This window comes from Stenotrophomonas sp. NPDC047960 (assembly GCF_043204395.1).
In the GTDB taxonomy this organism is placed as follows: Bacteria; Pseudomonadota; Gammaproteobacteria; order Xanthomonadales; family Xanthomonadaceae; genus Stenotrophomonas.
In genome coordinates, this window is sequence record NZ_JBIDBX010000005.1 from 142,114 (window position 1) to 161,994 (window position 19,881).

Here is a 19,881-nt window from a genome sequence, read left to right on the forward strand (position 1 = left end):
GCGCCCGCACCGTGCCGGCGTTGCCGGGCGCACGACCCCGGGCTCAGCTCGCCGGAGGCGGCGTAGTACGCGGTTGTGCATTGGCACGCTCCAGCTTCTCCAGTTCAGGCAGCAGTTTCGTATCGATCACGCGCTGGGTCAGCGCGCCGCTGTATTTCCAGCGCACCACGCCGCTGGCGTCGACCAGGAAGGTTTCCGGCGCGGCGGTCACGCCCCAGTCGATGGCGGTGCGGCCTTCGATGTCGGTAAGTACCAGTACGAACGGGTTGCCCAGCTGTTCGAGCCAGCGCAGCGCGTCGGCCGGCTCATCCTTCCAGTTGTAGCCGATCACCCGTACGCGCTTGGTTTCGGCGAAACGGGTCAGGATCGGGTGTTCTTCGCGGCACGCCGCGCACCAGCTGCCCCACACGTTGAGCACGTACGGCGCGCCGCGCAGCTGGACGCTGCTGACCTTGAGGGTGGGATCGTGCAGCACCGGCAGCTCGAATGCCGGCGCAGGCTTGCCGATCAACGCCGAGGGCAGGATGTCGCGGTCCGGCGCGCCGGACTTCATCACCCCGTACACCATCAGCCCGAGCAGCCCGAAGAAGAACAGCACGCCGATGACGATGGCGACCGGGGGCAGGGGACGGGAGGCGGGGCGGGGATCAGACACGGGACTACTCCTGGAAACGACGGAAACGGCGGTCGGCAGCGGTGACGAACCCGCCCAGCGCCATCAGCAGGGCGCCCAGCCAGACCCAGCGCACGAAGGGTTTGATGTGCACGCGCACCGCCCAGGCATTGTTGCCCAGCGGCTCGCCCAGCGCCACGTACACATCGCCGCGCACGCGCGCATGGATGCCGGCTTCGGTCATGACCTGGCCGCCGCTGGCATAGGCGCGCTTTTCCGGATGCAGCAGCGCCAGCTCGCGGCCGTCGTGCAGTACGCGCACATGGCCACGGTCGGCCACGTAGTTGGGGCCCTGTTGGTGGTCCACGCCTTCAAAGCGCAGGGTGTAGCCGCTTACTTCCAGGTCCTGCCCGGGGCTCAGTGCTACTTCGCGCTGCACGTTCAAGGCTTCCACCAGCAGTGCGCCGACCAGGAACACCGCTACGCCCGTATGGGCCAGCAGCATGCCGACCATTTCGGCGTTGAAGCGGCCGTTGCCCCGCAGGCGGGTCCAGATGAAACGCGCGGTGCCCAATGCCACCCACGCTGCTGCCGCCACGCCGGCCGCGGCCTTTAGCTTGCCCTGCGGGGCCATGAACCACGCCAGCACGCCCAGCAGCAGCGCCAGCACCGCCCACGGTGCGAGCAGTGCCAGGCGCCTGGAGGCCTGGTCGCGCTGCCAGTTGACCAGTGGCCCGAACGGCAGCAGCGCCACCAGCGGCGCCATCAACACGATGAACAGGGTGCCGAAGTAGGGCGGCCCCACCGAGACCTTGCCCAGCCCCAAGGCATCGGCCAGCAGCGGGTACAGCGTGCCCAGCAGCACCATGGCGCAGGCGCCGGCCAGCAGCAGGTTGTTGGCCAGCAGCAGGGTTTCGCGCGAAGTGGGCATGAAGCCGCGGCGTGGATCATCGCTGCCCAGCGCGCCGGCACGCAGGGCATACAGCAGCAGCGCCGCGCCGATCACCAGCGCAAGGAAGACCAGGATGAAGGCACCGCGCGAAGGATCGGCCGCGAACGAATGCACGCTGGTGAGCACGCCCGAGCGGACCAGGAATGCACCCAGCAACGACAGCGCGAACGCGGCGATGGCCAGCAGCAGCGTCCAGCTGGCAAAGCTGCCGCGCTTTTCAGTCACGGCCTGCGAATGGATCAGCGCCGCGCCGGCCAGCCACGGCATGAAGCTGGCATTTTCCACCGGGTCCCAGAACCACCAGCCGCCCCAGCCCAGCTCGTAGTACGCCCACCAGCTGCCCAGCGCGATGCCCAGGGTGAGAAAGCCCCAGGCCACATTGGTCCACGGCCGGGTCCAGCGCAGCCAGCGCGCATCCACGCGGCCATCGAGCAGGGCGGCAATGGCAAAGGCGAACGGCACCGCAAAGCCCACGTAACCGATGTACAGCATCGGCGGATGGATGATCAGGCCCGGGTCCTGCAGCAGCGGGTTGAGGTCGCGGCCTTCCGGTGGCGCCGGCAACAACCGTGCGAACGGATTGGAGGTGAAAAACAGGAACGCGATGAAGCCCAGGCTGATGATGCCCATCACCCCCAGCACGCGGGCGCGCACGGTATCGGGCAGACGCTTGGACCACAGCGCCACCGCGCCGCCCCACAGCGCCAGCACCAGCACCCACATCAACAACGAACCTTCGTGTGCGCCCCACACCGCCGAATAGCGGTAGGCCAGCGGCAGCAGGGTATTGGAGTTCTCGGCCACGTAGCGCACCGAGAAGTCCTGCTGCACGAAGGCGATGGTGAGCACGACGAAGGCGCCGGCCACCAGGACCAGCTGCGCGAAGGCGGCCGGTACGGCCACGGCCATCCATGTGCTGCGCCCGCGCTGCGCGCCCCACAGCGGCAGCACCGCCTGCAGCAGGGCGGCCAGCAGCGCACAGACCAGCAGAACCTGCCCCAGCTCAGGCAGCACTCAGCGTGTCTCCACGGGCGGCACCGGAACGTCGTGCTTGGTGTGGGCCGCGCCCATCTTGTCGGCCACTTCCTTGGGAATGTAGTTCTCGTCGTGCTTGGCCAGCACTTCGTCGGCCACGAACACGCCGTTCTTCAGGGTGCCCAGCGCGACCACGGCGGAATCTTCGCGGAACATGTCCGGCAGGATCCGCGAGGTGGTCACCGGCAGCGTGGCATCGCCATCGGTCACCACGAAGTGCGCGTCCAGCGAGCCTTCGGCGCGCTGGAACGACCCTTTGACCACCATGCCGCCGAGGCGGAAATTCGATTGGGTGCCCTGTTCGCCGCGCAGCACTTCCGAAGGCGTGTACAGGTAGGCGATGTTGCGCTGGAGCGCGAACGCCACCAGCGTGGTGGCCAGCCCGGAGGCGAGCAGCAGCAGCAGCACCCAGACCAGGCGGCGGCGCTGGACCGGTGTCATCGGCTCAGCTCCGTGGCCAGCGGCGCGGCCGGCGTGGATGCGTCGCGGGCGCGAAGGCGTTCCACCCGGCGCAATGCCTGGCGGCGCGCGCTGCGCAGGCGCAGCCACGAGCCCAGCGCGTCGGCGACCAGTACCAGCACGAACACCGCGTACGCGGCGATGATGAAGGGAACGTGGGTCATCGCGATGGTTCTCCAGCAGCTTCGTTGCCCAGGCGCTCGGCCACCCAGGCCTTGCCGGCTTCGCGGCTGAGGTTGTCGGCGCGGGCCTTGGCCAGCAGCGAACCGACGAACCACAGTTTGGTGGCGACCACCATCCACCACAGCGGCGCGATCAGCTCGGGGCGCACGGCGTTGTCGCCAAACACATTGACGGATTGGCGCTGGTGCAGGCCGCCCCACCAGTCCACCGAGTAGCGGATGATCGGCAGCAGGCCTACGCCCACGATGGCCAGCAGGCCGGCCGCGCGCGCGGCGCTGCGGCGGTCTTCGATGGCGTGGTACAGGCCGATGACGCCCAGGTACAGGAACAGCAGGATCAGTTCGCTGGTCATGCGCGGGTCCCAATCCCACCACGTGCCCCAGGTGCCTTTGCCCCAGATGCTGCCGGTGAGCAGGGTAATCAGGGTGAAGCCGGCGCCCATCGGCGCGCAGGCCATGGCCAGGATTTCGCAGATCTTGATCCGCCAGACCAGCGCGATGGCCGAATACAGTGCCATCAATGCAAACACGAACAGGCTCATCCAGGCGCTGGGCACATGGATGTAGATGATGCGGAAGGCATCGTTCTGGGTCTGCTCGGCGGGCACCACCAGCAGCCCCTGCCAGATTCCGATCAACAGCACGGGCAGGGCGGCGATGGTGAACACACGCGACCAGCGCGACGCAAAGCGGTCGAAGGTGGGCGGCGAACCAAGTTGGTGGAACCAGCGGACAAGGCTATTCATGCAGCGATGGCTATCCAGCTAGGGAAAAACAAACCAACAAAAACGGATGCGACGTCAACTCAATGAAATCCTGATGGCGGCCGCCGTAGCCAGCGGCGCCAAGACCAGCGCCACGACCAACCCGGCGGCCAGCAGCAGCAACGCCCCGACCGGATCCTGCCCGCGCGCGGCAGCGGCCACGCTGCCCGCACCAAACACCAGAACGGGCACAAACAGCGGCAACGCCAGCAACGCTACGAGAATACCAGAGCGCCGGATGCTCACCGTCAGCGCGGCCACGACTCCGCCGATCAGGCTGAGCAGCGGCGTGCCGAGCAGCAACGATGCCAGCAATATCGGCAGTTGGTCATGTGGCAGATGCAGCATTTCGGCCAGCAGCGGGCTCACCACGATCACCGGCAGGGCGGTGGTGGCCCAGTGCACCAGCACGCGCACCAGCACCAGCCAGGCCAGCGGCACCGGGGCCAGCAGCCACTGTTCAAGCGAGCCATCCTCGGCATCACTGCGGAACAGGCTGTCCAGCGACAGCTGCCCGGCCAGCAGCACCGCCAGCCACAGCACGGCGGCGGCCACCTTGGCCATCAACGGCGGATCGCGGCCCAGCGCCAGCGCGAACAGCACCACCACCAGCAGCGCGAACAGCAGCGGCTGCAGCGCATCGCCACGGCGCCGCCACAGCAGGCGCAGATCGCGCCCGGCCAAGGCGCGCGCGGTCTGCCACAGGCCCGGCTGGGTCCCCGGCGCGATCATGCAGCATCCCCGGAAAACGCTGGCCGTTGGCCGGCACCCGCCAGCGTCACCAGCCGCGTGCGCACCGGCGGGGCCGCATAGGCACCATGGGTAGTGATCAAGGCCGCGCCACCACTGCGCAGGTGCGCGGAGATCATCCGGTTGACCAGAGTGATGCCGTCCAGGTCGAGGTTGGCGTACGGCTCATCCAGCAGCCACAGCGGGGCGGGCGACAACCAGATCCGCGCCAGCGCCAGCCGTCGCTTCTGGCCAGCCGACAGCTGCCGCACCAACGTGTCCTCGAAGCCGGCCAGGCCCACGATCGCCAGCGCATTGCCGGGCATCTGCCGGGCGCGCCGGCCGTGCAGGCCGCACAGGAAATTCAGGTTCTCCAGTGTGTCCAGGTCGGGCTTGAGCGCGGTCATGTGGCTCAGGTAGGCCACGAACTGGGCCCGCTCCCGATGACCGGCGCGGCGGCCATCGATCTGGATGCTGCCGCTGCCGGCGCGCAGCAGCCCGGCCAGCACCCGCAGCAGGGTGGTCTTGCCGGCGCCGTTGTCGCCCTGCACCAGCAATGCCTCACCGGCATCCACCTGCAGGTCCAGCGGCCCGAACACCGGTTCATCGTTGCGACTGAAGGCCAGGCCATGCGCGGCCAGCAACGGAGGGGTATTCGAAGAATTCAGCATCGGCGCAGTGTACCGGTGCAGGGAGGCCGAACCCAATGGCCAGATCCGGCCGTCACGCCCGGAGTGGATTTCGTACACTTCAGGGTCTCCGCCTTTGATCCCCGGTTGCCGATGAACCCCCAGACCAAGCTGCCCAAGGTGGGCACCACCATTTTCACCGTGATGTCCCAGCTGGCTGCCGAGCACGGCGCCGTGAACCTGGGGCAGGGCTTCCCGGATTTCTCCGCCCCGCAGCGGCTGGTCGATGAAACCGTCAAGGCGATGCACGGCGGCCTGAACCAGTACCCGCCGATGACCGGCGTGGCGCCGCTGCGCCAGGCCATCGCGCAGAAGTCGCTGGACCTGTACGGCGCCCGGATCGATCCGGATACCGAAATCACCGTCACCAGCGGTGCCACCGAGGCCATCTTCAACGCCATCCACGCCGTGGTCCGCCCCGGCGAGGAAGTGATCGTGCTGGACCCCGCGTACGACTGCTACGAACCGGCCATCGATCTGGCCGGCGCCCGCGCCGTGCACGTGCCGCTGGACCCGCAGACCTTCGCGGTGGATTGGGACCGCGTGCGTGCCGCCATCACCCCGCGCACCCGCCTGCTGATGGTCAACACTCCGCACAACCCGTCCGGCGCCATGCTCACCGCGCAGGACATGCAGGCCCTGGCCGACGTGCTGCGCGGCACCGGCATCTACCTGATTTCCGACGAAGTCTACGAACACATCATCTACGACGGCCGCCGCCACGAGTCGGCGTTGCGCTACCCCGAACTGCGCGAGCGCGCGTTCGTCATCTCCAGCTTCGGCAAGACCTACCATTGCACCGGCTGGAAGATCGGCTACGCCGTGGCCCCGCCGGCGATGACCGTCGAGTTCCGCAAGGTGCACCAGTACAACACCTTCACCAGCTTCGGCCCGGCCCAGTACGGCTTTGCCGCGATGATCCGCGACGAACCCGCGCATCACCTGGAACTGGGCGCGTTCTACCAGGCCAAGCGCGACGCGTTCCGCGAGCAGCTGCTCACCACCCGGTTGAAGCCGCTGCCGGTGCCGGGCGGCTACTTCCAGCTGGTGGACTATTCGGCCATCAGCGACCTGCCGGACCATGAGTTCGTGAAGTGGCTGACCATCGAAAAGGGCGTGGCCGCCATTCCGCTGTCGCCGTTCTACGAGACCGCGCCGGACGGCCAGCGCTTGGTGCGGCTGTGCTTCGCCAAGAACGCCGCCACCCTGGATGCGGCGATTGAACGCCTGCAGGTGCTGTGATGGCTGAGACTGCCCGCACCGACCTGCGTATCACCCTGGTCCAGGGCGACACGCGCTGGCACGACCCGGAAGGCAACCGCGAGCACTATGCTGCGTTGCTGGCCCCGCTGGCCGGCCGGACCGATCTGGTGATCCTGCCGGAAACCTTCACCAGTGGCTTTTCCAACGACGCCATCTTCCGCGCCGAAGACATGACGGGCCCGACCGTGGCGTGGATGCGCGAACAGGCGGCTACCCTTGGGGCCGCCCTCACGGGCAGCGTGCAGCTGCGGGTGGGCGAGGGCGTGTACAACCGGCTGCTGTGGGCCACCCCGGACGGCGAGCTCAAGCATTACGACAAGCGCCACCTGTTCCGGTATGGCAACGAACACCTGCGTTATGCGGCGGGCAACGAGCGCCTCACGGTGGAATGGAAGGGCTGGCGGATCAATCCGCTGGTCTGCTATGACCTGCGTTTCCCGGTGTTCTGCCGCAACCGCTACAACGTGGAGCGTGCCGACGACCTCGATTTCGACCTGCAGATCTTCGTGGCCAACTGGCCGTCGGCGCGTGCGTATCCGTGGCGGACGCTGTTGCGTGCGCGGGCGATTGAAAACCTGTGCTACGTGGCGGCGGTCAATCGCGTGGGTGTGGATGGCAACGAGTTGCACTATGCCGGCGACAGCGCGGTGATTGATTTCCTGGGGCAGCCGCAGGTGGAAATCCGCGAGCGCGAACAGGTGGTGACCACCACCATCTCCGCTGCCGCGCTGGCCGCGCACCGGGCGCGGTTCCCGGCGATGCTGGATGCCGATACCTTCAGCCTGCACGAGCGCGATTGAATCCAGTGTGCGTGGTTGACAGCCATGGGCTGTCACTACGTGAATGGTTGCCACATGCAGGCCGGAAGCCTCATGCCGGCGCTACGCGCGCGCTGCTAGATTCGGGGCCGTTCCCACCTTTGCATGAGTGCATGGCTATGAAGAAGCTTTCCCTGGCACTGATCGCGCTGGCCGGCCTGGGCGCGGTCCCGGCCGCGCAGGCCGCCGGCAACATCGATTGCGAACTGCATTACAACCTGGCCGGCTGGTCGGTGATCTACAAGACGGCCTCGGGTACCGGCACCATCACCTGCGACAACGGCGCCCGCATCCCGGTCAAGATCAGCGTCAAGGGCGGCGGCCTGACCGTGGGCAAGTCCAAGATCACCGATGGCAAGGGCAAGTTCTCTGGCGCGTATTCGACCAACGACCTGATCGGCTCCTACGCGGCGGTGGAAGCCCACGCCGGCGCCGACAAATCCAGCAGCGCGCAGGTAGTGACCAAGGGCGATGTCTCACTGGCGCTGGCCGGCACCGGCAAGGGCTGGGACCTGGGGGTGGCCGGCAGCCGCTTCACCATCGAGCGCCGCTGACCGCTCCAGTCCGACGCAGGCGACATCCCTCACATGGGCACAACGCGCCTCTCCCGACACTTGCTGTGCCTGCGGGGGACACGTGAGGCCCGGCCGTACCAGGATGGGGTGAGCGGATGTCGCTTCAACACATCGAACGCGGGAACCGCTTCGCCCGCATCGGCTTCAACGGCGAGCTGCACGAGGCCGGTGCCCACTGGCAGATGCTGGGTAACGGGCGACGTGTGTACAACCCGATACTGCACCGGTTCCACAGTCCGGACCCGCTCAGTCCGTTCGGCCGCGGCGGGATCAATGCCTACGCCTACTGCGGCTGCGATCCGCTCAACTTCCGCGATCCCAGCGGACGATTCGCGCTTCCGGTGATGCTGCTTGGCCTGCTGGCCGGGGCAGGCGGAGCGGGCATCGCGGCCGCGGCCGGCGCAGGTGACCGCGAAGGCGGGGGCAATTCCCCGCTGCCCTGGATCATTGGCGGTGCGATCGCAGCGGTGGGGTTGATTGCGAGCGTCGGGATGGCCGGCCGGCAGCAGTTGATGAAGCTGGGCAATTCAAGTGCGGGTGCACCGGGCGGGTCGTGGGCAAGCAGAGTGGGTGCCGCATCGCCGAGCGTGCGCACCGCCCCCTCAGCGCCTGTCTCACGCGCGACGACCCCCCGCAGCCGCTCGCCCAGTCCTCATTCGTCGGTGGATGCCGTCCGCCGTGACGAACGCGGGACGGTGGTCAAATCGATGTCCGAGCTGCCCTCGCCAGTCAGCCGCAAGATCACCGAGATCCGTGAGTTCGGCCCCCGCGGGCTTGCTCCGGATCCGGGCAGGGTGCCGAAAGCCAAGCCATTCTTCAATGAAGACAGGCTGCTGCCCCCGGCGCGTGGCAGTAGCTTCTATCATCGCTACCCGGTGTATCAGGGCAGGGGGCATGGGTACGAAAGCTGGCGCATCGTTACCGCCAGCAGCTACAGCGGCGGCATGCACGCGGTGTACGTTACCCCGAACCATTACGGCAGCTTCTTCAAGGTCACGGACTGGAGCAGGCCCCGGTAACCCGTGCCAGCGCGATCTCCAGAAAAAAAACCCGGTCATTGACCGGGTTTTTTCTGTTCAATCAGCCGCCACGCGGGCCGCCACCCCGGTGGCCACCGCCACCCGGACCGCGGCTGCCACCCGGGCGTGCGCCGCCGGGACGACCGCCGGGACCGCCCGGGCCGCGGTTGCCGCCGGGACCGCCGGGGCCTCGTGCGCCGGGGCCACCCGGACCACGGTTGCCACCGGGACCGCGGTTACCGCCAGGACGGCCGGCCGGGCGGGGCGTGCCATACGGGCTGGCGCCCGGATTGGCGTGGTCGGACGGGAAGCTCGGCGCATTGCCCGGATGACCGTACGGGTGGCGCTGTGCGCCCTGGCCGCTGCGGTTGCCCGCACCGGCCCCGGCCGGACGGCCCTGGCCCGCATAGCCGCCACGGCCTTCGCCGCGACCTTCGCCACCGAAGCCGCCACGACCCTGTTCACCGTAAGCGCCGCGACCCTGGCCGCCGGCCCCGCCCGGGCCTTTCGGCTTGCCGTACGGACGGCCCTGGCCACCCGCGCCGGCACCCGGGCCGCGCGCACCCGGGCCACGGGCTGCGCCCGGGCCGGCATTGCGGTGGTTGCTCGGGCCGGTGCTCACGCCATCGGGCACGTACCAGCTGCGGAACGCGGCCGGGTTGCCTTCGGGGAGCGCGCGGTTGCCCTTGTCGGGGCGCTGCTTGAACGGACGCTGCGACTGCTTGGCCGCCGCTTCACCGGTGACCGTCAGGCCACCCTTGAAGCCGCCGCCCTTGCCGCCGCGACCGCGGCCGCGCTCTTCGCGGACATTGTCGAAGCGACGCAGTTCGCGGCCCTCATCGGCCTGGTTGTGGCCGTTGACGTAAGCGTTGCCCCGGCCGCCTTCGCGCGACACGCGCACGGTGGTCTTGGCGGCGCGGCGCTGGCCGATCACCGGCTGCAGGGTCAGCGCCGACGGCGCGCCTTCTTCCAGCTTCAGTTCGGCGCGCAGCGCTTCGACCTGCTTGGCCGGCAGTTCCACCGACTGGCCACGCAGCAGTTCACGTGGCAGCGAGACCTTGCCGTAGCGGGTGCGCTTGAGGCGGCTGACCTGGCAGCCCTGCGATTCCCACAGGCGGCGCACTTCGCGGTTGCGGCCCTCCTTGACGACCACGCGGAACCAGTCGTGCGAATCGGTGCCGCCGATGCGTTCGATCTCGTCGAACCTGGCCGGGCCGTCTTCCAGCGCCACGCCACGGGAGAGGCGGTCGACGATGCTGTCGGGCACCTTTTCTTCGCCTTCCGGTGCCCGCACGCGGACGACGTATTCGCGCTCGACCTCGTAGGAGGGGTGCATCATCGCGTTGGCCAGCTCACCGTCGGTGGTCGCCAGCAGCAGACCGGTGGTGTTGATGTCCAGGCGGCCGATCGCGATCCAGCGTGCGCCCTTCAGGGCCGGCAGCGCCTCGAATACGGTCGGGCGGCCTTCGGGATCTTCGCGGGTGGTCACTTCGCCTTCGGGCTTGTTGTAGGCCAGCACGCGCGAGGTTTCGGTCAGCGCGGTGGCGACGAAGCCACGGCCGTCCAGTTCAACCTTGTCGCCGCTCTTGATCGACTGGCCGGTCTGGGCGACTTCGCCGTTGACCTTGACCAGACCGTCGGCGATGCGCTGTTCCAGCGCACGGCGCGAACCGAGGCCGGCCTGGGCCAGCACCTTGTGCAGGCGCTCTTCGAGCTTGGGCTGGTCGGTTTCGTTCTCGCGCTTGAGCGAAAGCTTGTTCAACGACAGCTTGCGGGGGGTGTCACTCATTTACTTGGCTCCGGCCGGCGACGGTTTCGTCGGCCTCTGGTTCGGGATCGGCTTCGTCAACAGCCACGGTCGTCTTCGCGACGGCGTTGTTTTCGGTTTCGTTCTGGTACCCCGCGCGTGTTCCCGGCGCGGTATCGGGGTCGCCATCGCTGGCAGTCGTATCCGCGTCGTCGTCGGGGGGCGACGGCGACGCATGGGATGGGGTATCGCTATTGTCTGACTCGGCGTCCTGTTCCGCCAGTCGTGCGGCCATCAAGGCGGCGCGGGCAGCGGAGCGGGCGGTGGCCGGGTCCTGTTCGGGCTCCGGTCCGGATTCCGGTTCCGGGATGGTTTCCGGCTCCGGTTGTGCGTCACCTGCCTCTGCAGGGTCAGCGGTGCCTTCCTCGCCGTCCGGGTTCGATACACCTGCGGTGATGCGGCCAGCCAGCTGGCCGTCGTTGTCCAGCGGCAGCTGCGGTTCCAGTTCACCCAGGTCGCGCAGCTCGGACAGCGGCGGCAGCTCGTCCAGGCGCTTGAGCCCGAAATAGTCCAGGAAGCCCTTGGTGGTACCGAATAGCGCCGGTTTGCCGGGCACGTCACGGTGGCCGATCACGCGGATCCATTCGCGCTCTTCCAGGGCCTGGATGATGTTGCTGCTGACCGCCACGCCACGGACCTGTTCGATCTCGCCGCGGGTGATCGGCTGGCGGTAGGCAATCAGCGCCAGCGTTTCCAGGGTGGCACGGGTGTAGCGGGTCTTGCGTTCGGTCCACAGCCGGGTAATGAAGCCATGGACTTCGTTGGTGACCTGGAAGCGGAAGCCGGAGGCGACCTCGACCAGCTCCACGCCACGGTCGGCGCAGCCTTCGCGCAGCAGTTCCAGCGCGCGTTCGATGCTGCCCGGCGGGGCCGGTTCCTCTTCCGGGAACAGGCCCTGCAGCTGGGCCAGGGTCAGTGGCTGGCTGGAGGCCAGCAGCGCCCCTTCGACAATACGGTTGATCAGCGGTTGATCCATGCGTGGGTCGGGTGCTCAGTCGGATTCGTTGGCGGCGTCGTTGTCGTCGAACTCACTGTTGAACTGCAGCGGTTCGTTGGTATTGCCGGCGGCCAGGGACTTGACGTAGATCGGCGCCAGCGGAGCGTCCTGGACGATGTCCAGCAGCTGCTCCTTGGCCAGTTCGAGCAGGGCCAGGAAGGTGACCAGCACCCCAAGCTTGCCTTCTTCGGCGGTGAACAGCGTTTCAAAGCGGTAGAACCTGCCGTCTTCCAGACGGCCCAGCACATCGCCCATGCGCTGGCGGACACTCAGGGCCTCGCGTTTGATCGCATGGCCGGTGAACAGCTCGGCGCGCTTGAGCACGTCGTGCAGTGCCATCAGCATCTCCTTCAGGTCCACCGGCGGCGGCAGCTTGATCGCCGCGCGGTCGGGCACGAAGGCATGGGCCAGGCTGGTGTCGCGATCCTGGCGGGGCAGGGCGTCGATGTCTTCGGCAGCCTGCTTGAAACGTTCGTACTCCTGCAGCCGGCGCACCAGCTCCGCACGCGGGTCGGCTTCCTCGCCCTCCACGCTGGGCGGCCGCGGCAGCAGCATCCGCGACTTCACTTCGGCCAGGATCGCCGCCATCACCAGGTATTCGGCCGCCAGTTCGAAGCGCAGTTCCTGCATGACGTTGATGTATTCGACGTACTGGCGGGTGATCTCGGCCACCGGAATATCCAGGATATCCAGGTTCTGCCGGCGGATCAGGTACAGCAGCAGGTCCAACGGGCCTTCGAACGCATCCAGGATGACTTCCAGCGCATCCGGTGGGATGTACAGGTCCTGCGGAATCTGCAGCACCGGTTGCCCATGCACCACGGCCAGCGGCATTTCCTGCTGCTGAGGGGCGGTCGGCCGGATTTGCGGGTTCGCGTCGAGCGCGAGTTCGGAGGTCATCAAGATTGACGTCGGTATTGCAACGGACCAGTTTGCTGCGCCTGGCCCGCAACCGGACAACCCGGGCGGCAGGATCGCTAGCCATGACATTTCAAACAGCAGCAGGACGCGCTGCTCAGATGCAGCGACAGAACTACGGGAGGTCGTCTACGTGTGCTGGTGTGGGGCAGTGGGGCCCTGTAGCCACAGGGTTGCTGCGTCCAGCCACGTGCAATGTGGTCAAGAGTACGGCTTCACAACGGCAGTGTCCAGCGAGGCGGGCTAGAATCGCGGCGTTTGTTTAGCTGAACCCCAGGAGTTGCCCGTGTGGTATGTGATTGAAGGCTATGACGGCACCGATGTGCTGGCCGCCCGCCTGTCGGCCCGGCCGGCCCATCTGGCCCGCCTGCAGGCCCTGTGCGACGAAGGGCGGCTGCTGCTGGCCGGCCCGTGCCCGGCCATCGACAGTGAAGACCCGGGCCCGGCCGGCTTCAGCGGCAGCGTGGTGATTGCCGCGTTTGATTCGCTCACCGAGGCCCAGGACTGGGCGGCGGCCGATCCCTACGTGGATGCGGGCGTCTATGTGCGCACCGAGGTCCGTCCGTTCCGCAAGGTCCTGCCATGAGCCGGGTCGAGCTGATCCGGGCGGCCCTGCAGGCTGCGTTCGATCCGGAACTGCTGGAGGTGGAGGACGACAGCCACCGCCATGCCGGCCATGAGGGCGCGCGCGATGGGCGCGGGCACTTCAATGTGCACGTAGTCAGCGCCGCCTTCGACGGCAAGCTGCCCCTTGCGCGCCATCGCGCGGTTTACAACGCCTTGGGCACGCTGATGGAGACCGATATCCACGCGCTGTCCATTCGTGCCGAAGCACCGTCAAAAAAGGGCTGAAACGCTTGTCCCGCCTTGTCCCGGTGAGTCCCGGGCCGACCTATCCAGGACATCCCGAGGTTACCGCCGTGCGACATTTGCCTAACGCAGTGTTTACATCTGGGTTTGAAAACGCTTACATTCCGCGCCAAGCCCAGATCTCTAAGCCGTGGAGGGCGGCGAGGTGAACAAGGCAGCCATCACAATCAAAGATGTAGCCCGCGAAGCCCGCGTCTCTGTGGCGACGGTATCGCGTGCCCTCAACGGCCATGAAAACGTCGCCGAACCGGTGCGCAAGCTGGTGCTGGAGGTGGCCGCACGCCTGCGCTACACCCCGCATGCGGCGGCGCGCAGCCTGAGCAGCCGGCGTACCAACACCATTGGTGTGGTATTGCCCGACCTCTACGGCGAATTCTTCTCCGAATTGATGCGCGGCATCGACGGGGTGGCGCGCGCACGCCGCCAGCACCTGCTGGTGTCCAGCTACCACGGCGACCAGGAGCAGCAGGGCGCGGCCCTGCGGGCCATGCGCGGCCGGGTCGATGGGCTGCTGGTGCTGTCTCCGTATGCGGAGAGCCCCGGCTTCCTGACCGACAACCTGCCGCAGTCGCTGCCCACGGTGCTCATCAATACCTATCTGCCCGAGCAGGATCATCCGGTGCTGAGCATCGATGACCATGCCGGAGCGATGGCGATGACCCGGCATCTGCTGGATGCCGGCCACCGGCGTATCGCGTTCATCGGGGGCCCCGAGCTGAATTTCGATGCGCGCGAGCGCCTGCGCGGGTTCCGCGATGCGCTGGCGGCGTTCGGCACTGCCGCCGACGGGATCGAGCTGCCCGGCGACTTCGATGAAGCGTCCGGCCACCGCGCCGGGCAGGAGCTGCTGGCCGCCGGTGCATTGCCGGATGCGGTGTTCGCGGCCAACGACATGATGGCGCTCGGGTGCCTGTATGCCTTCGCGCAGGCTGGCGTACGCGTGCCTGCCGACGTGGCGCTGGCAGGCTTCGATGACATCCCGCTGGCGCGTTTCGTTCACCCGTCGTTGACAACGATGCAGGTGAGTATCGCCGAGCTTGGCGATAAGGCGGCGACGCGTCTGTTGCAGTTGATGGATGGCAACAACACGGAAACGGCCGGTGACAAGCAGACCCTTGTACCGCGCCTGATCGTGCGTGATTCCAGCGTTCCGACCGAAGGTCGGAACGCGGTAGGTCACGACCGTTGGTCGTGACACGTTGGATGTTCGGAACGCGGTAGGTCACGACCGTTGGTCGTGACACGTTGGATGTTCGGAACGCGGTATCGCTGATTCACGTAACCAGAAAAAAGACAGGCGGCCGCAATGACGGCTTCCACCACCCGGAGATTTACATGACGTATTCCAATCACCGCACCCGCATGCCGGCCCGCCGCCTGCTGTCGAGCGCACTGGTCAGCTGCCTGTTGCTGGGTGCTGCGCCTTCCCTGATGGCCCAGTCGGCCACGTCTTCGCTGCGCGGCCAGGTCGCCGAGGCCGGGGCCGGCACCGAAGTCACCGCGACCAATGTCGCCAGTGGCAGCGTGCGCCGCGCCACCACGCGCGCCGATGGCAGCTATTCGCTGATGGGCCTGGATCCGGGCACCTATGACGTGGTGGCCAATGGCCAGACCCAGAAGGTGACCGTGACCGTCGCCTCGACCGCGACGCTGAACTTCAGCGGCGCCCCGGCCAACGGCAGCACCGCCAACGCCACCAACCTCGACACCGTCAACGTGATCGCGCCGACGCTGCTGCAGGAAGTGCGAACCTCCGAAGTGGGCAAGACGGTGAGCCTGCAGCAGATCCAGACCACCCCGCAGGTGTCGCGCAACTTCCTGGAGTTCGCCGACGCGGTGCCGGGCATGATCTTCACCCGCGACGCCAAGGGCAACACCTCGCTGCGCGGCGGTGCCACCAATGCCGATGGCACCAACGTCTACATCGACGGCGTGGGCCAGAAGAGCTACGTCAAGGGCGGCGGCGTGGCCGGCCAGTCCGGCAGCGCCGGCAACCCATTCCCGCAGCTGGCCATTGGCGAATACAAGGTCATCAGCGGCAACTACAAGGCCGAATACGGCCAGGTCTCCAGCGCCGCAGTGACCGCCGCGACCAAGTCGGGCACCAACGAATTCAAGGGTGAAGCGTTCTACCGCTACACCGACGAAGACATGCGCGCCAAGACCCCGGCCGAGCGCCAGGAAGGCAAGACCAAGGAAGTTTCGGCCGAGAAGGAATACGGCTTCGCCCTGGGCGGCCCGATCGTCCAGGACAAGGCACATTTCTTCGTGACCTACGAAGCCAAGCGCTTCGACCTGCCGGTCACCATCGCCCCGGAAGGCTCGGTGACCAACCGGGTCGGCCTGCTGCCGGCCGATGCGGCCGCCCAGCTGGGCCCGGCCAGCCAGCCGTTCCAGCAGGACCTGATCTTCGCCAAGATCGATGTGGAGCCGACCGACAATGATCGCATCGAGCTGACCTTCCAGGACCGCGACGAAACCCAGCAGCAGTTCAGTGGGCAGACCGCGCCGTCGCACGGCAAGGAAACCGAGAACACCGACCGTCGTTACGCCCTGCGCTGGAACCACAGCGGTGAGCGGTTCTACAACGAACTGATGCTCACCCACGAAGATTCGTTCAACAACCCGGTGCCGCTGACCATCGGCAACGGCTACGTGTACACCGCGCCGGACGGCACCGACGACCGCACCCTGGTGCAGATCGGCGGCGCCTCGGCGCTGGATTCGCAGGTGAAGGGGCAGAAGGGCTGGTCTATCGAAGACAACCTGACCCTGGACGGCATCGAATGGGCCGGCGACCACACCATCAAGATGGGTGCGAAGTACAAGGAAATCGACCTGTACGCGTCCGACGCGCAGGAGATCAACCCGCAGTTCACCTACACCCTGGGCGATCCGGACTTCCCGTCCGACATCCCGTACAAGGCCCAGTTCGTCAAGCCGGTGACGGGTGTTTCCGGCGTGACCGGTGAAGTGCGCTCGAAGGTCAAGCAGATCGGTCTGTTCATCCAGGACGACTGGCAGGTCAACGACCACCTGCAACTGAACCTCGGCCTGCGTTGGGATTATGAAAAGAACCCGAGCTACCTGGACTTCGTGACCCCGCCGGAAGTGGTGGCGGCGATCTACAGCCAGGATCCGCGCGGCCCCGCCGGCCAGACCTATGCCGATTCGCTGGCTGCCAGCGGGTTGAACATCAACGACTACATCAGCAACGGCCACAACCGCAAGGCGTTCAAGAATGCCTGGCAGCCGCGCCTGGGCTTCTCGTATGACATCAATGCCGACGAGCAGCACGTGATCCACGGCGGTGCCGGCCGTTCCTACGACCGCGACCTGTTCGACTACCTGCAGCTGGAAACCACCAAGCTGGCCCTGCCGCAGCCGACCATCTACTTCCGCAACCCGGGCACCGGCGCCTGCCTCAATGGCCAGGCCGCCTGCTACGACTGGGATCCGAACCTGCTCAACGGCATCGAAAACCTGCAGGCCCTGGTGGGCTCCACCAGCAATGCCGGCCTGGAAGTGGACCTGCTCAACAACAACCTGAAGGCCCCGTACGCCGACCAGTTCAGCCTGGGCATGTCCAACCAGATCGGCGACTGGCTGACCGACGCCACCATCGCCCGCACGCTGACCTATGACGGCTTCGCCTTCACCCTGGGCAACCGTTACCCGACCGGCCAGTTCTTCGATGACCCGCGCCTGTGCGGCGGCACCGAGCCGGGCCTGAGCCAGGCATGGAGCTGCAACATCCCGGGCTTCGGCAGCCTGATCATCGGCCAGCAGGGCATCAAGACCCGTGCCACGCAGGTGCTGCTGTCGGCGCAGAAGCCGTTCACCAAGGAAAGCGGCTGGGGTACCTCCATCGCCTACACCTGGACCACGGCCCGCCACAACCGCGACATCAACGAGCACTACGCCTTTGACCGCGGCCTGATCGAGGACTACCCGACCATCCGTTCCAACGGTGCACCGCGCCACCGCATCGTGCTGACCGGTTCGTACGCGGGCTTCTGGGACATCACCTTCGGCGGCAAGATCACCCTGGCCACCCCGACCGCGGTGAACGACTGGTACCCGGTGCAGCAGTCCACCGGCTTCGACCTGCCGACCCCGGGCGCCGCCGTGCCGGACGGCAACGGCCGCTTCCTGGTGGGGGGCAAGATCTGGGGCTACCGTTCGGTGGACCTGCAGGCGACCAAGACGTTCAAGATGCCGGGCGACACCGAGCTGTATGCGCGTATCGACATCATCAACGTGTTCAACTTCGACAACTTCTCCAACTACAACTACACCAAGTCCAACGGCAAGCTGCTGGCCAGCTACAACGAGACCGGCGATATCGTCGGTACGCCGCGCCAGGTGAAGGCAGAAGTGGGCTTCCGCTTCTGATGTGAATGAAGGCCGGTCCCCCAGTCCGTAGTGACACGCCATGCGTGTCACGCGGGCTGGGGAGAACCGGCTTTTAATGAACCCCAGCTGTAAACGATTTCACTCCAAGGCCCGTTATGCTGGCCTGGATTTCCAGATTCCGGAGGGTTGGCACGATGAAGGTACCCCGCGTATTGGCGCTGGCAGTAATGGCGGCAGCCGTGGTCGGCTGCAAGCCGCAGGCGCAGGAAACGCCGGCCAAACCCAAGCCGCCGGTCATCCTCGTAGAGGCCGACGTTCCCCCGCGCCCGATGAAACCAGAACTGCCTCCGCTGTTCGACGATATCGAACGCCGCACGTTCCAGTTCTTCTGGGACACGACCAATGAAGTGAACGGGCTCAGCCCGGATCGTTATCCGTCGCGCCCGTTCGCCAGTATCGCCTCGGTGGGCTACGCGCTGACCGCCTATCCGATCGGCGTGGAGAACGGCTGGGTCAGCCGCACCCAGGCCGTGGACCGCACGCTGACCACGCTGAAGTTCTTCCGCGACATGCCGATGGGCCCGCAGCGCACCGGCAAGGGCGGCTACAAGGGGTTCTACTACCACTTCCTGGACATGCAGCAGGGCCACCGCTATGACAGCTGGGTGGAACTGTCGAGCGTGGACACCGCACTGCTGATGATGGGCGTGCTGTTCGCCCAGTCCTATTACACCGGCGATGATTCGCGCGAAAAAGAGATCCGCGCCATCGCCGATACGCTGTACAAGCGCGTGGACTGGCCGTGGCTGCAGCAGCGCGCCCCGCTGATCTCGATGGGCTGGTTCCCCGAAAGCGGCTTCATCGACCACGACTGGATGGGCTACAACGAGGCGATGATGGTTTACATCCTGGCGCTCGGCTCGCCCACCCACCCGGTGAGCCCGGATGCGTGGACGGTGTGGACGCGCACCTACGACAACGACTGGGGCGTGTTCCAGGGCCAGGAATACCTGTCCTTCGGCCCGCTGTTCGGCCACCAGTACACCCACGTCTGGATCGACTTCCGCGACATCCAGGATGCGTACATGCGCGAGCGCGGCAGCACCTACTTCCTCAACAGCCGTTCGGCCGCGCTGGCCCAGCGCGAATACGCCATCGCCAACCCGGCACAGTGGAAGGAGTATGGCGAAAACGTGTGGGGCCTCACCGCCAGCGATGGCCCGCAGAACACCACGCAGGAATTCCGTGGCGAGCAGCGCCAGTTCCGGCACTATTCCTCGCGCGGCGCCGGCCTGCGCGAGAACTTCGACGACGGCACCATTGCCCCGACCGCGGCGATCGCCTCGGTGGTGTTCGCGCCCGAGGAAGTCATTCCGGCCACGCTGGAAATGCACAAGCGCTACGGCGATTACCTGTATTCCAGCTACGGCTTCCTGGATTCGTTCAACCCCAGCTTCAACTTCGACATTCCGCTCAAGACCGGGCGTATCGTGCCCGACCGCGGCTGGGTGGCCAGTGACTACATCGGCATCGACCAGGGGCCGATCCTCACCATGATCGCCAATTACCGAAACGATTTCGTGTGGGAAACAATGAAGAAGAACCCGCACATCCGCCGCGGCCTGGAGCGCGCCGGGTTCAGTGGCGGCTGGCTCACCCCCGAAGGCGAAGACCAGCCGATGGTGCTGGAGAAGGACGAGAAGGCCGCCTCGGCCCGCTCGATGGGCATCGCCGAATCCCGCGCGGCCGCCGCGCAGGAACAGAAGAACAATTCCAATTCGAACCGCAACCAGCCCCAGGGGAAGTAAGCAGTGCCATTGTCGTCGCGCCCCAAG

At 66.7% G+C, this 19,881-nt stretch carries 19 protein-coding genes; 9 read left to right on the top strand and 10 right to left on the bottom strand.

Translation table 11 applies throughout. The features are described from left to right. Positions 1-43: 43 nt before the first annotated feature. From ACGFZ3_RS12415 to ccmA, 7 genes are read right to left on the bottom strand one after another with little or no spacing between them, the layout of a single operon-like run. Positions 44-625 (bottom strand): DsbE family thiol:disulfide interchange protein, encoded by a 582-nt coding sequence (locus tag ACGFZ3_RS12415; protein WP_392922015.1) that lies wholly within the window; start codon positions 623-625, stop codon positions 44-46. Between the two features lie 34 nt (positions 626-659). After that, positions 660-2,579: a heme lyase CcmF/NrfE family subunit gene (locus ACGFZ3_RS12420; RefSeq protein WP_392921357.1), complete on the bottom strand. Its 1,920-nt coding sequence runs from the start codon at positions 2,577-2,579 to the stop codon at positions 660-662. Beyond that, positions 2,580-3,041 (bottom strand): cytochrome c maturation protein CcmE, encoded by a 462-nt coding sequence (ccmE, locus tag ACGFZ3_RS12425; RefSeq protein WP_392921360.1) that lies wholly within the window; start codon positions 3,039-3,041, stop codon positions 2,580-2,582. It lies immediately after the preceding gene. Beyond that, positions 3,038-3,223 (bottom strand): heme exporter protein CcmD, encoded by a 186-nt coding sequence (locus ACGFZ3_RS12430; protein ID WP_392921363.1) that lies wholly within the window; start codon positions 3,221-3,223, stop codon positions 3,038-3,040. The genes ccmE and ACGFZ3_RS12430 overlap by 4 nt, the downstream gene beginning before the upstream one ends. Beyond that, the gene (ccmC, locus tag ACGFZ3_RS12435; RefSeq protein ID WP_392921366.1) at positions 3,220-3,987 is read right to left on the bottom strand and encodes a heme ABC transporter permease CcmC; all 768 of its coding nucleotides are present in this window, start codon (positions 3,985-3,987) and stop codon (positions 3,220-3,222) included. Before ccmC ends, ACGFZ3_RS12430 begins: the two co-directional genes overlap by 4 nt. A 54-nt stretch (positions 3,988-4,041) precedes the next feature. Next, on the bottom strand, positions 4,042-4,737 hold the full coding sequence (gene ccmB / locus ACGFZ3_RS12440; RefSeq protein ID WP_392921369.1) for a heme exporter protein CcmB: 696 nt from the start codon (positions 4,735-4,737) through the stop codon (positions 4,042-4,044). Next, entirely contained in the window at positions 4,734-5,405 is a 672-nt protein-coding gene (gene ccmA / locus ACGFZ3_RS12445) for a heme ABC exporter ATP-binding protein CcmA (protein ID WP_392921371.1), read from the bottom strand. Before ccmA ends, ccmB begins: the two co-directional genes overlap by 4 nt. A 111-nt stretch (positions 5,406-5,516) precedes the next feature. Here ccmA and ACGFZ3_RS12450 point away from each other — a divergent pair, with 111 nt between their 5' ends. The 4 genes from ACGFZ3_RS12450 to ACGFZ3_RS12465 all read left to right on the top strand — a co-directional run bounded on the left by ACGFZ3_RS12450 (position 5,517) and on the right by ACGFZ3_RS12465 (position 9,098). Beyond that, a complete protein-coding gene (locus tag ACGFZ3_RS12450) occupies positions 5,517-6,665 on the top strand; it encodes a pyridoxal phosphate-dependent aminotransferase (protein WP_392921375.1) in 1,149 nt (382 codons plus the stop codon). Beyond that, positions 6,665-7,486, top strand: a complete 822-nt coding sequence (locus ACGFZ3_RS12455) for an amidohydrolase (RefSeq protein WP_392921378.1) — start codon at positions 6,665-6,667, stop codon at positions 7,484-7,486. Before ACGFZ3_RS12450 ends, ACGFZ3_RS12455 begins: the two co-directional genes overlap by 1 nt. Positions 7,487-7,623: 137 nt before the next feature. Continuing rightward, on the top strand, positions 7,624-8,058 hold the full coding sequence (locus ACGFZ3_RS12460) for a hypothetical protein (protein WP_392921382.1): 435 nt from the start codon (positions 7,624-7,626) through the stop codon (positions 8,056-8,058). A 116-nt stretch (positions 8,059-8,174) separates the two neighbouring features. After that, the gene (locus tag ACGFZ3_RS12465) at positions 8,175-9,098 is read left to right on the top strand and encodes an RHS repeat-associated core domain-containing protein (RefSeq protein ID WP_392921385.1); all 924 of its coding nucleotides are present in this window, start codon (positions 8,175-8,177) and stop codon (positions 9,096-9,098) included. A gap of 61 nt (positions 9,099-9,159) precedes the next feature. On the opposite strand, the gene ACGFZ3_RS12470 is transcribed toward ACGFZ3_RS12465, so the two are convergent. From ACGFZ3_RS12470 to ACGFZ3_RS12480, 3 genes are read right to left on the bottom strand one after another with little or no spacing between them, the layout of a single operon-like run. Beyond that, the gene (locus ACGFZ3_RS12470; RefSeq protein ID WP_392921388.1) at positions 9,160-10,887 is read right to left on the bottom strand and encodes a pseudouridine synthase; all 1,728 of its coding nucleotides are present in this window, start codon (positions 10,885-10,887) and stop codon (positions 9,160-9,162) included. After that, entirely contained in the window at positions 10,880-11,881 is a 1,002-nt protein-coding gene (gene scpB / locus ACGFZ3_RS12475; protein WP_392921391.1) for an SMC-Scp complex subunit ScpB, read from the bottom strand. Before scpB ends, ACGFZ3_RS12470 begins: the two co-directional genes overlap by 8 nt. A 15-nt stretch (positions 11,882-11,896) precedes the next feature. After that, positions 11,897-12,802: a segregation and condensation protein A gene (locus ACGFZ3_RS12480; protein WP_392921394.1), complete on the bottom strand. Its 906-nt coding sequence runs from the start codon at positions 12,800-12,802 to the stop codon at positions 11,897-11,899. Positions 12,803-13,106: 304 nt separating this feature from the next. Between ACGFZ3_RS12480 and ACGFZ3_RS12485 the strand changes: the two genes are divergently transcribed. The 5 genes from ACGFZ3_RS12485 (at position 13,107) to ACGFZ3_RS12505 (ending at position 19,854) form a co-directional block, all read left to right on the top strand. Then, a complete protein-coding gene (locus tag ACGFZ3_RS12485) occupies positions 13,107-13,406 on the top strand; it encodes a YciI family protein (protein WP_392921396.1) in 300 nt (99 codons plus the stop codon). After that, entirely contained in the window at positions 13,403-13,672 is a 270-nt protein-coding gene (locus ACGFZ3_RS12490; RefSeq protein ID WP_392921399.1) for a BolA family protein, read from the top strand. Before ACGFZ3_RS12485 ends, ACGFZ3_RS12490 begins: the two co-directional genes overlap by 4 nt. 148 nt (positions 13,673-13,820) lie before the next feature. After that, positions 13,821-14,885, top strand: coding sequence for a LacI family DNA-binding transcriptional regulator (locus tag ACGFZ3_RS12495; protein ID WP_392921402.1), 1,065 nt, complete (start codon positions 13,821-13,823; stop codon positions 14,883-14,885). Between the two features lie 140 nt (positions 14,886-15,025). Next, the gene (locus ACGFZ3_RS12500; protein ID WP_392921405.1) at positions 15,026-18,085 is read left to right on the top strand and encodes a TonB-dependent receptor domain-containing protein; all 3,060 of its coding nucleotides are present in this window, start codon (positions 15,026-15,028) and stop codon (positions 18,083-18,085) included. 155 nt (positions 18,086-18,240) lie between these two features. Then, complete coding sequence (locus ACGFZ3_RS12505; protein WP_392921408.1) at positions 18,241-19,854, top strand: glucoamylase family protein; 1,614 nt, start codon at positions 18,241-18,243, stop codon at positions 19,852-19,854. The last annotated feature ends 27 nt before the right edge of the window (positions 19,855-19,881 follow it).

What these genes read in the sequence shown, in the direction of transcription:
- ACGFZ3_RS12460 (WP_392921382.1), top strand. Translation starts at nt 7,624, where the DNA reads ATGAAGAAGCTTTCCCTGGCACTGATCGCGCTGGCCGGCCTGGGCGCG.
- ACGFZ3_RS12505 (WP_392921408.1), top strand. Translation starts at nt 18,241, where the DNA reads ATGAAGGTACCCCGCGTATTGGCGCTGGCAGTAATGGCGGCAGCCGTG.
- ACGFZ3_RS12465 (WP_392921385.1), top strand. Translation starts at nt 8,175, where the DNA reads ATGTCGCTTCAACACATCGAACGCGGGAACCGCTTCGCCCGCATCGGC.
- ccmC (WP_392921366.1), bottom strand. Translation starts at nt 3,987, where the DNA reads ATGAATAGCCTTGTCCGCTGGTTCCACCAACTTGGTTCGCCGCCCACC.
- ACGFZ3_RS12450 (WP_392921375.1), top strand. Translation starts at nt 5,517, where the DNA reads ATGAACCCCCAGACCAAGCTGCCCAAGGTGGGCACCACCATTTTCACC.
- ACGFZ3_RS12490 (WP_392921399.1), top strand. Translation starts at nt 13,403, where the DNA reads ATGAGCCGGGTCGAGCTGATCCGGGCGGCCCTGCAGGCTGCGTTCGAT.
- ACGFZ3_RS12480 (WP_392921394.1), bottom strand. Translation starts at nt 12,802, where the DNA reads ATGACCTCCGAACTCGCGCTCGACGCGAACCCGCAAATCCGGCCGACC.
- ACGFZ3_RS12470 (WP_392921388.1), bottom strand. Translation starts at nt 10,887, where the DNA reads ATGAGTGACACCCCCCGCAAGCTGTCGTTGAACAAGCTTTCGCTCAAG.
- ccmA (WP_392921371.1), bottom strand. Translation starts at nt 5,405, where the DNA reads ATGCTGAATTCTTCGAATACCCCTCCGTTGCTGGCCGCGCATGGCCTG.
- scpB (WP_392921391.1), bottom strand. Translation starts at nt 11,881, where the DNA reads ATGGATCAACCGCTGATCAACCGTATTGTCGAAGGGGCGCTGCTGGCC.
- ACGFZ3_RS12455 (WP_392921378.1), top strand. Translation starts at nt 6,665, where the DNA reads ATGGCTGAGACTGCCCGCACCGACCTGCGTATCACCCTGGTCCAGGGC.
- ccmB (WP_392921369.1), bottom strand. Translation starts at nt 4,737, where the DNA reads ATGATCGCGCCGGGGACCCAGCCGGGCCTGTGGCAGACCGCGCGCGCC.
- ACGFZ3_RS12500 (WP_392921405.1), top strand. Translation starts at nt 15,026, where the DNA reads ATGACGTATTCCAATCACCGCACCCGCATGCCGGCCCGCCGCCTGCTG.
- ccmE (WP_392921360.1), bottom strand. Translation starts at nt 3,041, where the DNA reads ATGACACCGGTCCAGCGCCGCCGCCTGGTCTGGGTGCTGCTGCTGCTG.
- ACGFZ3_RS12430 (WP_392921363.1), bottom strand. Translation starts at nt 3,223, where the DNA reads ATGACCCACGTTCCCTTCATCATCGCCGCGTACGCGGTGTTCGTGCTG.